This is a genomic window from Lysinibacillus sp. NPDC097214 (genome assembly GCF_050277945.1).
Lineage (GTDB): Bacteria > Bacillota > Bacilli > Bacillales_A > Planococcaceae > Lysinibacillus > Lysinibacillus xylanilyticus_B.
The window spans coordinates 605,873-619,709 of the sequence record NZ_JBNNSS010000001.1 but is presented as its reverse complement, the minus strand read 5'-3'; the positions used below and the strand labels follow the sequence as shown (position 1 = coordinate 619,709).

General features: G+C 38.4%; 13 protein-coding genes. 6 read left to right on the top strand and 7 right to left on the bottom strand.

The window, feature by feature from the left end:
* The first annotated feature begins 6 nt into the window (after positions 1-6).
* Both ACQKMI_RS02985 and ACQKMI_RS02980 read left to right on the top strand, forming a co-directional pair.
* The gene (locus ACQKMI_RS02985) at positions 7-1,008 is read left to right on the top strand and encodes a FecCD family ABC transporter permease (protein WP_427487148.1); all 1,002 of its coding nucleotides are present in this window, start codon (positions 7-9) and stop codon (positions 1,006-1,008) included.
* On the top strand, positions 1,005-1,826 hold the full coding sequence (locus ACQKMI_RS02980; RefSeq protein ID WP_427487147.1) for an ABC transporter ATP-binding protein: 822 nt from the start codon (positions 1,005-1,007) through the stop codon (positions 1,824-1,826). Before ACQKMI_RS02985 ends, ACQKMI_RS02980 begins: the two co-directional genes overlap by 4 nt.
* A gap of 59 nt (positions 1,827-1,885) precedes the next feature.
* Here ACQKMI_RS02980 and ACQKMI_RS02975 read toward each other — a convergent pair whose 3' ends face one another.
* On the bottom strand, positions 1,886-3,265 hold the full coding sequence (locus ACQKMI_RS02975; RefSeq protein ID WP_427487146.1) for an FAD-binding oxidoreductase: 1,380 nt from the start codon (positions 3,263-3,265) through the stop codon (positions 1,886-1,888).
* 78 nt (positions 3,266-3,343) lie between these two features.
* Positions 3,344-3,553, bottom strand: coding sequence for a small acid-soluble spore protein SspI (gene sspI / locus ACQKMI_RS02970; protein ID WP_323649017.1), 210 nt, complete (start codon positions 3,551-3,553; stop codon positions 3,344-3,346).
* 384 nt (positions 3,554-3,937) lie between these two features.
* Here sspI and ACQKMI_RS02965 point away from each other — a divergent pair, with 384 nt between their 5' ends.
* The gene (locus ACQKMI_RS02965; RefSeq protein ID WP_427487145.1) at positions 3,938-4,462 is read left to right on the top strand and encodes a sigma-70 family RNA polymerase sigma factor; all 525 of its coding nucleotides are present in this window, start codon (positions 3,938-3,940) and stop codon (positions 4,460-4,462) included.
* Between the two features lie 198 nt (positions 4,463-4,660).
* A complete protein-coding gene (locus ACQKMI_RS02960; protein WP_427487144.1) occupies positions 4,661-6,823 on the top strand; it encodes a bifunctional diguanylate cyclase/phosphodiesterase in 2,163 nt (720 codons plus the stop codon).
* Positions 6,824-6,834: 11 nt separating this feature from the next.
* Here the strand turns inward: ACQKMI_RS02960 and ACQKMI_RS02955 are convergent, their stop codons facing one another.
* The 4 genes from ACQKMI_RS02955 to ACQKMI_RS02940 all read right to left on the bottom strand — a co-directional run bounded on the left by ACQKMI_RS02955 (position 6,835) and on the right by ACQKMI_RS02940 (position 9,507).
* A complete protein-coding gene (locus ACQKMI_RS02955) occupies positions 6,835-7,104 on the bottom strand; it encodes a hypothetical protein (protein WP_427487142.1) in 270 nt (89 codons plus the stop codon).
* A 362-nt stretch (positions 7,105-7,466) separates the two neighbouring features.
* Positions 7,467-7,658: an H-type small acid-soluble spore protein gene (locus ACQKMI_RS02950; protein ID WP_323649011.1), complete on the bottom strand. Its 192-nt coding sequence runs from the start codon at positions 7,656-7,658 to the stop codon at positions 7,467-7,469.
* Between the two features lie 12 nt (positions 7,659-7,670).
* Positions 7,671-7,844, bottom strand: coding sequence for a hypothetical protein (locus ACQKMI_RS02945; protein WP_323649010.1), 174 nt, complete (start codon positions 7,842-7,844; stop codon positions 7,671-7,673).
* Between the two features lie 247 nt (positions 7,845-8,091).
* Complete coding sequence (locus tag ACQKMI_RS02940; protein WP_427487140.1) at positions 8,092-9,507, bottom strand: LysM peptidoglycan-binding domain-containing protein; 1,416 nt, start codon at positions 9,505-9,507, stop codon at positions 8,092-8,094.
* Between the two features lie 168 nt (positions 9,508-9,675).
* Here ACQKMI_RS02940 and ACQKMI_RS02935 point away from each other — a divergent pair, with 168 nt between their 5' ends.
* A complete protein-coding gene (locus tag ACQKMI_RS02935; RefSeq protein WP_427487138.1) occupies positions 9,676-11,025 on the top strand; it encodes an FAD-binding oxidoreductase in 1,350 nt (449 codons plus the stop codon).
* A gap of 99 nt (positions 11,026-11,124) precedes the next feature.
* Here ACQKMI_RS02935 and ACQKMI_RS02930 read toward each other — a convergent pair whose 3' ends face one another.
* On the bottom strand, positions 11,125-11,526 hold the full coding sequence (locus ACQKMI_RS02930; protein WP_427487137.1) for a (deoxy)nucleoside triphosphate pyrophosphohydrolase: 402 nt from the start codon (positions 11,524-11,526) through the stop codon (positions 11,125-11,127).
* 629 nt (positions 11,527-12,155) lie between these two features.
* On the opposite strand from ACQKMI_RS02930, the gene ACQKMI_RS02925 reads away from it, so the two are divergent.
* Positions 12,156-12,920, top strand: a complete 765-nt coding sequence (locus ACQKMI_RS02925) for an RNA methyltransferase (RefSeq protein WP_323649004.1) — start codon at positions 12,156-12,158, stop codon at positions 12,918-12,920.
* Positions 12,921-13,837 lie beyond the last annotated feature (917 nt).

The window sequence follows — 13,837 nt, the reverse complement described above, 5'->3', positions numbered from 1 at the left end:
TGCTAAATGAAGAAATGGAAAATGTTACTTTTATGGCTGCTACCGATTTTGGTAGCAATCGTTTCTCTCGGTGTTGGACGATTTGAGGTAAGCTTGGAGCATATTATTAAAATCTTAGCTGCTCAAGTATTTCCTATTGAACAAACGTGGACAAGTATGGAAGAAACTGTAGTGATGAATATTCGGTTACCTCGAATCTTACTTGCTTTATTAATTGGCGGTGGTTTATCGATTGCGGGTGCAGGCTTTCAAGGTATGTTTGGAAATCCACTAGTATCTCCTGATATATTAGGTGTTTCAGCGGGTGCAGGGTTTGGAGCATCGCTTGGTATATTGTTATTTGGACAAAACTTTATTGCACAAATGATGGCACTGATTTTTGGACTAGGTGCAATTGGCTTTACGTATTTAATTGCAGGGGCAAAGAAAAACGCACCGATTTTTATGTTTGTCTTAGCTGGTGTTGTTACATCTGCACTCTTTAATGCATTAATTTCCTTAACAAAATTTTTGGCCGATCCAGAGGAAAAACTTCCAGCCATTACTTACTGGTTGATGGGGAGCCTTGGTACCGCGACCTATAAGGATTTATATATTGGCGGACCACTTATATTAATTGGAATTTTACTATTATACTTGCTTCGCTGGCGATTGAATATTTTAACATTGCCGGAGGACGAGGCAGCATCAATGGGAATTCCCGTTACTCGTTTAAAATGGTTCGTCATTTTAGGAGCGACTTTAATTACAGCCGCATCCGTAGCCGTTGCTGGTATTGTTGGTTGGGTCGGTTTAATTATTCCACATGTTGCACGTATGCTAGTCGGGAATAACAATCAATTTGTATTACCTGTATCTGTAGCTATTGGTAGTATTTATTTATTAATAATTGATGATTTAGCCCGTTCATTAACAGCAACAGAAATACCTTTATCTATTTTAACAGCAATTATAGGAGCGCCGTTCTTCGCTTATTTATTACGCCGTTCAGGAGGAGGCTGGGCATGAAAATTGAAGTGATAAACGGTAATTATCATTATGAAAAAAGACGAAAAAAATTACCTGATTTATATGCACAAGACATCAATTTCTCATTGGAGCCTGGTGAAATAATGGCGATTCTAGGTCCGAACGGAGCAGGGAAAACGACGATGTTAAAATGTATAACTGGGTTACTTGAATGGAAAAAAGGAGAAACTTTCATAGACGGCAAATCACTTGCAACATTAAATCGTAAAGAACTATGGAAACGTGTTGGATATGTGCCCCAAGCGCATAAAATGGTATTTGGATTTTCTGTAGAAGAGCTTGTCGTTATGGGGAGAGCTCCGTATATTAGTACCCTTGCTCAGCCATCCGCGAAGGATTTGGAAGCGGCTCATCAAGCACTTGAGATGGTTGATATTTTACATCTTGCTAAAAAATCATGCAATGAAATTAGTGGTGGTGAATTGCAGTTAGCTTTAATTGCAAGAACACTTGTTTCAGAACCAGAAGTTTTGATTTTAGATGAACCGGAGTCACATTTGGATATTCAAAAACAAATAGTTATTTTACAAACGATTAAGCGTTTATCAAAGGAACGTGGAATTTCATGTATAATTAATACCCATTACCCAAATCATGCATTTTATCTAGCAGACCGAGTCTTGATGACTGCAAAAGAAAAAGGCGTCAACTACGGTAAAGTACAAGAGGTAATGACAGAAGTAAGGATGAAGGAATTTTTCGGTATTGAGTTGAAAAAAATAATATTTGAAGAAGGAGATTACCTGGTTGAAACGATGATACCAAGCGCATTAGGGACGGAGCGTAACAGTCGATAATCTCCAAAAATAAACACGGTCTCTCCTTTCATGGCGAGATCGTGTTTTAAGTATCTACCTTATAAGTTGAAAATTTTCCCTGGATTCATAATGTTATGTGGATCAAGTGCTGCCTTTATGCTCTTCATCACTAATAAAGATGTTCCATGCTCTGTAGACTGATATTTCATTTTTCCAATACCAACACCATGTTCACCAGTACAAGTGCCACCACGCAGTAAAGCAAATTGGACGATATGTTCATTGAAGCGGTTGGCTTTTGCTTGCTCCTCAGCATCGTTTGGATCTAACATTAACAAGGCGTGGAAGTTACCGTCTCCTACGTGACCTACAATTCCGCCTGCAAGACCAACATCCTCAAGCTGTTCACGAGCATACAAAACGGACTCAGCAAGCATAGATATCGGCACACAAACATCAGTTGACATAAGCTTTTTCCCCGGATAGGCATGGATATATGCATAGGCCAATGAATGGCGCGCCTCCCATAGCTTATTACGAGCTGCATTGTCATGTTCAAATTCAACAGAAAGACAGTCAAAGTCCTCAAAAATTTCTTTAGCAAATTCTATATCTGCATGCATACCAGCTTCATTTCCGTGAAATTCTAAAAATAATGTTGGTTTTTCATCATAGGATGTTTCATTATAAACATTTGCTTGTTTAATAGAGGCTTCATCGACCAGTTCAACACGGCCAATTGAAATGCCCACTTGCAGCAATGCGGTTACTGCACTGACAGCATCGCCAACTGTCGCAAAAACTGCACGTCCCGCCGCTACAAATTCGGGTATACCATAGACTTGTAAAGTTAACTCTGTAAAGCAACCTAGCGTACCCTCAGAGCCAATGAAAAGGCCATTCAAGTGATAACCAGAAGAAGACTTTGCAGCTAAGCTACCGGTATGAATAACTGAACCATCTGCGAGTACAACCTCTAAGTCTCGTACTTGATCACGCATAACACCGTAGCGTACTGCGGTTGTCCCGCTGGCATTCGTTGCTGCCATTCCACCAAGTGTAGCATCAGCACCCGGGTCAACTGTGAATTGAAGTCCATGTTTTTTTAATTCTTTATTCAATTGGGCACGTGTTACACCCGGTTGTACTTTTACTAGCAGGTCATCTGGTCGAATTTCTAAAATAGCATTCATTTCAGAGAAATCGATAGAAATGCCATTTGCAATGGGAATTGCATTACCTTCTAAGCTTGAGCCAACACCAAAAGGTACGACTGGTACACGTTCTGCATGCGCAATTTTTAAGATGGCACTGACATCGGCCGTGGAACGAGGAAAGGCAACGACATCTGGTAAACTCATTTTATGATGAGATTCATCCTTTCCGTGTAGCTGTCGCACTGTTTCGTTTGTTGACACCTGTTCTTCGGATAAAACCTTTTTTAGTTGATTTACTATTAATTCTACAGCAACAGTCATTCCAATCCCTCCTAATTTTCTGATAAATTAAACTTTACCATGCATTAATTGGAAATGGAATGAACCGCCTATAAAAAATTAGTGAGCAAAAACTTTTTCAAGTTTTTGAACAAATGCATCCTGCTCAGTAGGACTAGATTGCTGCCACCATTTTTCGAAAAACACACCAAGCCCTGGTAGTAAATGCTCTTCACCACGATTAATTGCATCCTCGACAATATCCTTAAATTCAGCCGCTGATTGACCATGTACGTTTGTCGTAATCGCATCTCTTATTTGAAAATTCATCTATTTCGCCTCCTTAGTAGTAATTTGTCCAACCTTTTAAGAAATATGTATAGAGTTACAGATCAATTATGCCTCGGCATAATTGCGTCCGGAATCGGCTTTGTGCATGCACAAAGAACTCCTTCCCGATTTCCGTGACATCCGCCGGAGGCTTTAACTTCTGTAGCTGACGCTTCGCTTTCACTACAAAAGACATCTGCTGAAAGAAGTTAAAACATATGATTTTTGAAATATCACACTATTATTGTGTATAAATATTAAAAAGTGCTTATGAAAACTTGTTGTTCATATTGGTAAAAGGGCTGTTCGACATCCTCGTAGCATAATACCTAAGATAGAGGTACCTAGGAATAATGGACTGTGCACAGTCGACAGGACAATAAGATGACAACACAGCAAAATAAACAAAAGATATCACCTGAACTACCATTTGATGAAGTTTTAGAATTAGTCCAGCCGATGATTACGTCGATTTTGTTAAAGTGCCAAATTTATAAGGATTTTGAGTATTATCGTCATATAGCATCCATAGCCGTGTGGAATGCTTGGCGTAAAGTGGATCAAACAAAAGGACTGTTTTCTGCTTATATTTATACAACTGTTAAAGGAGAAATCTTAAAAGAACTTTCAAAAGAAAAGAGTTTTGAAAATATGAATACACCTATGGATCATGAAACGATAAATTATATTCGGGATCATGCAATAAGTGAAAGAAATCCAGTTCTTATAGAATGTATTATGTCTCATTTGAAATTTGAGGAAAGAAAAATATTACTACTTTTTTATGTAGAAGGTTATAGTTACTTGGAAATTGCTAAAGAACTAGGTTTATCTGTAGAGGCAGTTAAAAAAAGACGTACAAGAATAATGATTAAGCTTCGCGAGTTGTTATATTCTATAGACGAATAGTGCCATAAAGCATTATAAGTATGCTGATTTCAGAGAAAAATGAATATTGGCATACTTATTAAATTTGCATACAACATCCAATAAAAATGCTATGATTCGTAATAAGTCAAAAAAAAGTACAATTTTTAGTTTTATTTTCCCTTTATATAGGTGATATTACCCGTATAATTTGATGAATATTGGTATGGAGGGTTTCTGTTGGAACAAGGATTGAATCGATTAGAGATAGAAAAGAAAGAAATTTGGTATATAGTATTGCCATTATTCCTAGTCATGCCACTATTAGGTTTAAGCAATCAGGTATTTGGTTTTTTTAAGGAAGAAAGTTACATTTGTTTGAACTTGATTATACAAATACTAATAATTGTTTTTACAATGGCAATCGCTATTCAATCTTGGCTCATTTTTTCTCACTTATTATCAAATCAAACATTATACATAGGTAATTTATTTTTTATTATCGCCTTGTTGGAAATGGTGAGCTTGGTTATTGCTCAATTTCCAACGGCTGAAACAAACTATATGGAAACATTGTTACATTTATTAATGCGTGTATGTTTATCAATCGGTTTTCTATTTATTATTTTAATGCCCAAAAAACGCTTAACGATGAATGATCGAATTTATACATATGGCAGTTCCTTATTATTTGTACTACTGTGCTATTTATTAGTGTATTTCTCTTCTACATATTTTTTACTTGAAGCACAATTGTTGTTAAAAGCTGGCACTATTGTTCATTCCATGTCTGCTGTCTTACAAGTTATAACGATAGTGATTTTAAGTAAGTATATAAAACAGTTACCCAAACGAGTTATCTGGCTTATTAGCGCTTCAATTTACTTAATTATTAGTGATATTTTCTTTGCGTTCATCCAAGATTTGCAATCAATTTGGGGCTTTTCAGCATTAATTTATCAATTTTTTGCATTCTTCTTTTTCCTAAAAGCCATTTACTATACAACTGTTGAAAAACCATATCAACAACTTTTAAAAATAAAGCAAGACCTTGAGCAATCGCAGCAGGAGCTTCATTTTCAAGCTTTTCACGATGATATTACAAAGTTTCCAAATGAACATTTATTATTGAAAACCTTAAAAGAGGATTCACATGACAATGGTCGTCAAAGAGCAATCATTGCAATTGAGATTGATCGCCTTGCTGCTATCCGCTCATCTATAGGTATTAATTATTCTAATACAATGATGAAGCTCGTAGCAGAGAGAATTCAAGCTATATTACCGCCTCATTATTTTGCTACAAAGCTTCTTGAGGGGCAGTTTATTATTTATATTAATCATGTGAAGACGAGAGAAGAGTTAGTACAATTTTGCTTGAATTTGAAGAGCGCTATGCAAAGACCATTACAAGTACAACTATTCACACTCAACGGGAATCTTAATATTGGAATTGCCCCGCATGAAGAAAATTGCTCAGGTGAAGAGCTTTTAATGCATGCTCAGTTAGCGATGAGGGAAGCGAGCCAAATACCTCAAAGAGTTCTTTTTTATAAGCCGTATATGTCAAATGGTCTTGCTGATCGTCTATTGCTTGAACAAGAGCTCCATAAAGCATTAGCTAATGAAGAATTTTACTTAGATTTTCAGCCGCAAGTAAATTTAAAAACGGGTAAAATTGAATCGGTGGAAGCGCTAGTACGTTGGCGTCATCCAACTCGTGGTTTTGTTTCACCTGAGTTGTTTATCCCAATTGCCGAAGAATCTGGCCTTATTATTCCTTTAGGGAAATGGATTTTAGAGACGGCATGCTCTCAAGCGAAAATATGGAATGAGCAAGGTTTGCCACCGATGAAAGTTGCCGTGAATTTATCTATCGGTCAATTATTCCAGCAAGATTTAGTACATATGGTACAAGAAATTTTACAATGTACAAAATTAGAACCAAAATACTTACAATTAGAAATTACGGAAAGTATGACGATGAACATCGATCAAATAACACAGCTACTTCATGAATTAAAGGCAATTGGTATCCAAATCGCTGTTGATGACTTTGGGACAGGGTATTCGTCGCTTTCATATTTAAAAGATTTTCCGATAGATTGCGTAAAAATTGACCGGGCGTTCGTACGAAATATTCAACATAATCCAAATGATGAAGCGCTCGTTTCGATGATTTTATCAATGGCGAAGCATTTAAGATTAAAGGTTGTTGCCGAAGGAATTGAAGAAGTGGAGCAGCTTGCTTTCCTTATAGACGGTGGTTGCGATTATATTCAGGGCTATTTATTTAGTAAGCCTATTTCCGCTGAAGAGATTTCCAATAACTTTAACGAGTTACATCGTCGAGCAAGAAATGTTTTAAAAGAGTTTAGATATGAAGAGGATTTCGTAATTTAAACTTGGGATTATCAGAGGTGAAAAGTTAAGCGATGGATAGAAAGGCAAAAGCGACGGAAAGAAGATCCGAAGCGACGGAAAGTATCGTCAAAGCGACGGATAGAGCAGCCAAAGTCGTGGATAGAACCGTCAAAATCGTGGATAGAACCGTCAAAATCGTGGATAGAGCAGCCAAAGTCGTGGATAGAACCATCAAAATCGTGGATAGAACAGCCAAAGTCGTGGATAGAACCGTCAAAGTGATGGATAGAAATTAGAATGACATGCCAGAATATACACACTATGTGGAGTGTTTGATTGGAGTGGAGACTAGGCGACTCCTCGGGGATCAGCGATAGAGGAACGAAGGCTAAGACCATCACATCCTGTGATAACGCCTTCGTGACCAACATCCTGTTGCCCGACGCCCCCAGGAAGCTCTGCTCTGCGCGAAAGCGAAGCGTCAACGGCAAATGTTTTCTGTAGCGAAAGCAAAGCGTCAGCTACAAAGCGCCTAGTCGGAACGGAAATCAAACACTCGTTTTGCCGAAGTGCAGTACTTTATTTAAATAGGATACCTACCTTAATTTATTGACTTAATAGTTTTTCAACAAAATGAAAACTGCTTACTTCATCACAGGAAGTAAGCAGTTTTTTATAAAGTCTAATGTACGAGGTACTCTTCCTTTAATTCTCCTATGTCCACTTCGGATCGTTCCTCTAAAGAACGCCGTAAATGAACAGTTGCAGTTTTACCATCATCGTGAAGCTTGTCAATCCAAATAGATACGCCATTATAGCTTACTTCATATTCTTTTGGTGAGGCGACAATTTCTTGTGCACGTTCAAAAACCACTTGAAGCCCCCCTTATTTTTTTGTCTTGCCTTCTTTAGTGACCGAATTAATAAGGTTCATAAACTCTTGAGAAAATTCTTCATTGGCTGCTTCACTAACTTTGTTAGGCGCTATTTTTTGGTTTTTTGGCGTTTGAGGCAATGATCCTTTGTTAGCGCTTTGCCCTTGCTTATTGTCTCTTCCCATGTTTAGTTGCTCCTTTCGTTTTGATATTTCTTAATATGGCTTTGAATTCGATTTTTTATCATGGGAAAAACTGGGGAAAGGTAAGAATATATTGTAGAAATGTTTAGAACTTTTTTGGGTTAATAGTACAGCTTAAAATGAGTAAACTATGCCATGATAACGCCTTCGTAATCAACAACTTTTTGACTAAAAAAGCTCATCGGACATCCTAGAAAGCGTCTGGTCTACCGAAATCAACCTAAACGTTTTATAATGAAACCTTTTTAATCGAAAAATCATTATTTAATAGCGCCCAGTTTTGAGGGAAAGGAAAACCTAATGCCCAATAACTAATACCTCGAAGATTATATTGCTTCGTCATGTCAAACTTAGCTTGTGCACTTCTAGCATCTTCAAACCATACCTCATGATTTCTACCTTGTTCATCGACATATCGGAAATAAGGCGACTGTGCCGTCCTATCATATTGAATGGTTGCGCCATGTTTTATTGCTCTGTTAATGGCTTCTTGAGAGCTGAATGTTTCTGCCTCTTGACCTTTAACATGCGGTAGAAGCCAATCGCGAGCATAAATTTGAAAGCCTAAAAATATTTTGTCAGCAGGCATAACTGATAATGCATATTCCACAACTTTTCTCATTTCGTTAATAGGTGAAATTGCTTGTGGTGGACCAAGTCGATATCCCCATTCATATGTCATCAAAATAACAAAGTCTGCAATTCTTCCGTGTGCCTTATAATCATGTGCCTCATATAAAGTGCCTGCCTGCGTTGCGCTCGTTTTTGGCGCAAGTGCCGTTGATACTAGGAATCCTTTTGGATGAAGAGTATCAACAGCTAATTGGAGGAAAGTGTTATAATTTTCCCGATCTGCTGGAAGAACGTTTTCAAAATCGACGTTTAGAACTTTATAACCCTTTTCCTGCATCACTTGTAAAGTGTTGTCGATAACCTTTTTCCTTAATTCTGCACTAGATAAAATGACATGTGATAAGTTGGAACCGGCTTCTGTAGAAGAGAAATTCGTAAGTGTCAGCATAGGTGTAATGTTTTTGCTAATAGCTGCATCAATCATTTCTTTATCATTAATAGGCTGTAGTGTTCCATCCTCCTTCACCATATAAGCAAAGGGGCTAAAATAAGTAAGTAGATGTCCAATCGCGTTAATGGACTGCACAGCTTCTTTAGGCTCTTGATACGTATAAGCATTTACTTCAATAGAGGGCTTTGCTCTTGGAATAATCAAATGCGTACCAGCATAAATCATGTTTGGGTTTGGAATTTCATTTTCTAAAACAATTGCTTGCACAGTTGTTCCAAATTGCGTGGCAATTTGCGATAAAGTCTCTCCTGGTAGCACAATGTGTGTAGTAGGTGGAATAACTAGTCTAGTTCCAGGTGTTAAAACATCTGGATTCGTTAAATGATTTTCTGTGATAATTGATTGCATAGTCACTCCATAATGTTTGGCAATCGACCATAAAGTGTCTCCATTTTTTACAATATGGGTTGTATATGGAGAGGGGATAACGAGTGATTGTCCGATTGCTAACTGATCTGGATTCGATAATGCGTTTAATTGGATAATGGAATTGATAGGTACGAAATAGCTGTGCGCAATTTGCCAAAGTGTTTCACCAGCGCTCACCACATGAATAATCATTAGGACACCTCCTTAGTGGTTTCAATATAGCATCATATGTATGAATAAAGAGAATGAGCATTTATCTTTCATATTTACGTGATAAAAATTTCAATCTTCATATTCTTTCCAAGTGATATGCATAGGATAAAACATATGCAATGCATCACTTGAGAGAGGAGCTGTATATTGAAGAAAGTTAAGCTCACAGGAAGAATTGTTACCCCTAAAGATCCGGATTATGAGCAAGCAAGAACGAATAATAATTTAAATGATCCCAAATTTCCGAGTATCATCGTATTTTGTCAAAATAGGAAAGACGTTGTTAACGCATTAAGATGGGCGAGAGAAAATAATGAACTATTTCGAATTAGAAGTGGGAGACATAATTATGAAAATTATTCATTATTAAATGAAGGTCTTGTTATAGATGTTAGTGAAATGAATGACATAACAATTAACCTGAAAGAAATGACAGCGAGAATTGAAGCAGGTGCTAATTTAGGAAAAGTGTATCGGGTATTATCGGAAAATGGTTTTACAATCCCAGCCGGAACTGAAGGTAGTGTAGGGGTTGTTGGTTTGACGCTTGGTGGAGGAATTGGCATGCTATCTCGTCCATTTGGGCTAACATGTGACAATCTACTAGAACTTGAAATGGTTGTTGCAAGTGGTCATGAAGGGGGTGAAGTAATCCAAGCTGACAAGCAGAGAAATAGTGATTTATTTTGGGCAAGTTGTGGCGGGGGCGGGGGGAATTTTGGCATCGTTACAGCTCTTACATTTAAACTGCATCCTATTTCTAACGTATCGATTTTCTCCATTACATGGGGATGGGAAGATTTTGAACGAGCCTTTGACGCATGGCAAAAATGGGCACCATACACAGATGAACGCCTAACCTCACAAATTGAGCTTAAATCTAAGGAAGTTGGAGAAATTGTAGCTCAAGGTGAGTTTATAGGTACAGCATCTGCGCTAAAGAAACTACTCCGACCTATAAGGAAAACAGGTTCACCAACGAATATATGGATAAAGGAAGTACCGTATAGTAAAGCTGTAGAATTTTTTGACTTACCGAGCGGCAATAAACCAGCCCTTCGTAAAAGGTCAGGATCCTTTATTGAAAGGCCATTCCCTCATGCTGCCATTGTACAAATGAAAGAATTTTTATCTAACGCACCCAATAGAAATGCGTCTATTTGGCAGCAATCGCTTAGAGGAGCGGTAAGTCAAATTGCGCCAAGCCGAACAGCTTATTTTTATAGAAATGCTTTAATTGCCCAGGAGTATATTACTTCGTGGAAAAAGCCTAAAGAGGAAGAAAAAAACATTCAGTGGGTGGAGAATTTAAGACGGGCTTTATCACCTTTCACTACTGGTGATTATGTAAATTTCCCAGATCGTTTTATAAAAGATTGGCCAACTGCCTATTATGGTCGTAATCTTAGAATGCTTAGAGAAGTGAAGGGAAAATACGATCCGTTTAATGTATTTAATTTTCCTCAAAGTATTCCGCCAAATAAAAAATGGCTTTAAATGAGGGGATAGAAAATAGAAAGAGCAGAATGTAGAGGGGATTCTGCTCTTTTCTCCCGCATTAACTGCCTGTAAAAGCCTGATTGGTGATGCCGTTGATTAAAGTTTTTTTTCTGCAAGTATTTTATTTAACGCTGGAATATCAGCAGGAGCAAAATTAAGATTTAGAAGTTCATGTCGAGGAACCCACCTAATTGCAGTATGTTCAAGTAGAACCGGCTCACCTTTTATAATCGACGCTTTAAATGTTTCTAGGCGTACTATAAATTTTTCATATTCATAAATGGTATCCTCAACCTTTTCCCCAACTTGTATAGAGCAATTAAATTCCTCTAATATTTCACGAGATAAAGCTTGCTCAGGCGATTCGCCTTCTTCGATTTTACCACCAGGAAATTCCCAATAATTTGCTAGTACCATATTAGGATTTCTTAACGCACAAAAAATTTCATGCTTTTCATTTTCAATAATGGCACCTACTACATGTACATTTTTTTTCATTTATTTTCATCCCCGTTGTGCATTCTTAAAATATTGAAAATTATAACATATATCACTGAATTCCCCCATTATCTAGTAGGGAATAACTTTGCTCATTTCCGTAGCGTGGGGTTGATTTCCGTTCCGGCTGGGCGCTTTGTCGCTGCCGCTACGCTTTCGCGCAGATAAAACATTTGTTGTTGCTGTCGCTACGCTTTCGCACAGATAAAACAATTGCTGCCGCTTCGCTTTCGCACAGAGCAAAGCTTCCTGGGGGCGTCCGATGAGCAGCTTAGGGCAACAGGATGTTGGTCACGAAGGCGTTATCACAGGATGTGATGGTTTTAGTCTTCGTTCCTCTATCGCTAATCCCCGAGGAGTCGCCCAGCCTCCACTCCAATCAACTTATTCACATGGTATACGTTTTAACAAAATGTCATCCCAAAATTCAGATGATGGCAAAATTTATTAGCATGTATGGCTCATCGCCATAGCGTGGGGTTGATTTCCGTTCCGGCTAGGGGGCTTTCTTTCCGATAATTGGTAAACGGAGAGATAACAATTAAACTGTTTTTTGCATGACTATGTAATTGTCGTTTTCTACTGTATAATAATGAACATTATATAGGAAAAAGGCGGTACGAGGAACGATGAAAAAAATTGAATCTACGCAAAATGCGTTAGTGAAATATTGGAAGAAGTTAGCGACAACACGGAAAGAGCGTGAAAGATCTGGAGAATTCATAGTAGAGGGATTCCATTTGGTGGAGGAAGCATTAAAAAATAAGGAGCAGGTACTGCAGCTAATTGTACGTGAAGGTGTAGATTTACCAATGCTTTGGCCGATCGATAATGTAGCGACCATAGAAGTAACAGCGGCTGTTGTCAAAGAGTTTGCTGAAACGGAGACATCTCAAGGTGTATTTGCAGTTTGTAAGCAGCCTTTGTTAGAAGATGATGTAATGGCTTCATGGCGCAAGGTGCTACTAATTGATGCTGTCCAAGATCCAGGGAATATTGGGACGATGATTCGTACTGCGGATGCAGCTGGTTTGGATGCAGTAATTCTCGGCAAGGGCTGTGCTGATATATATAATCCTAAAACGCTTCGCTCTGCGCAAGGTTCACATTTCCACATTCCTGTCCTTCGTGGCGATTTAGAGGAATGGATTGAGCAGCTGCAAGACAATGATGTGCCAGTATTTGGAACTGCTTTAGATGAGGATGCAGTTGTCTATAGTGATATTGAACATACTGGTGCATTCGCGATAATGATGGGGAATGAAGGTAGTGGTATTCAACCACAACTACTTTCAATGACAGATCAAAATATTATTATTCCAATTTTGGGACAAGCGGAGTCTTTAAATGTAGCAGTGGCAACAGGAATCGTTTTATATGGATTTGTTAAGTAGTTAATAAAAGTAATCACAACTGTAATTGCAAGAATATGGTGAAATCGTTAAAATTGCGGCTTTCACCATAACGTGTGGTTGATTTCCGTTCCGATTGGGCGCTTTGTCGCTGCCGCTACGCTTTCGCACAGAGCAAAGCCTCCTAGGGGCGTCCGATGAGCCGCTTCGCTGCAGGGTATCATCTGTGACGCTGATCCCTAAGGAGTCGCCCAGCCTCCACTCCAATCAACCAATATATGGAATGTGTTTTGCGAATGTCATCTGCTACTTTTGATGATGAGCCTAAAAATTGCCGATAGAACCATCATTATCGTGGTAATAGGCACATGACTCTTGATTTGAATTGGTATAGTATTGTATAATCACATGTAAAATGTAAACATGAATACTAAAATGCTTTGACCGGGAAGTAGTAAAGATTGTGAATGGACAACAGGGAGCGCAGGCCGGAGATTGAGAGCCAGCGCCGTACCAATGCAGTTTTGAATTCATCCTGCGAGCAGCTACCGGGACCAGCGAAATGCTGTAAAGGTATGCCGGCTTTAATCTAGTCGTTATGTCAATGAAGTGATTGCTAGGAGTTTGCCTTGCAATAACTAGGGTGGTACCGCGAATATGTCCTCGTCCCTTTTTTAGGGGCGAGTTTTTTTGTGCCATCATTTGGCATTTATCTTCATTCAGTAAATGTGTTTTTGTAGCGAAAGTGAAACATCTGTTACAGATGCTTTAAATATCGTTTGCAAAATATCCCACATGCTGAATGAAGATAAAGCCTCAGGCGGATGTCACGGATTTTGACAGGAATGAAAAAAGGATGTTAGCCTAAAACCTTCGCATCCTGCGAAAACGGCTAACTGACCTGCATCGGTAAAAACGCCACGTCCTGTGGCATTACCGAAATGACCGACATCGTGTCG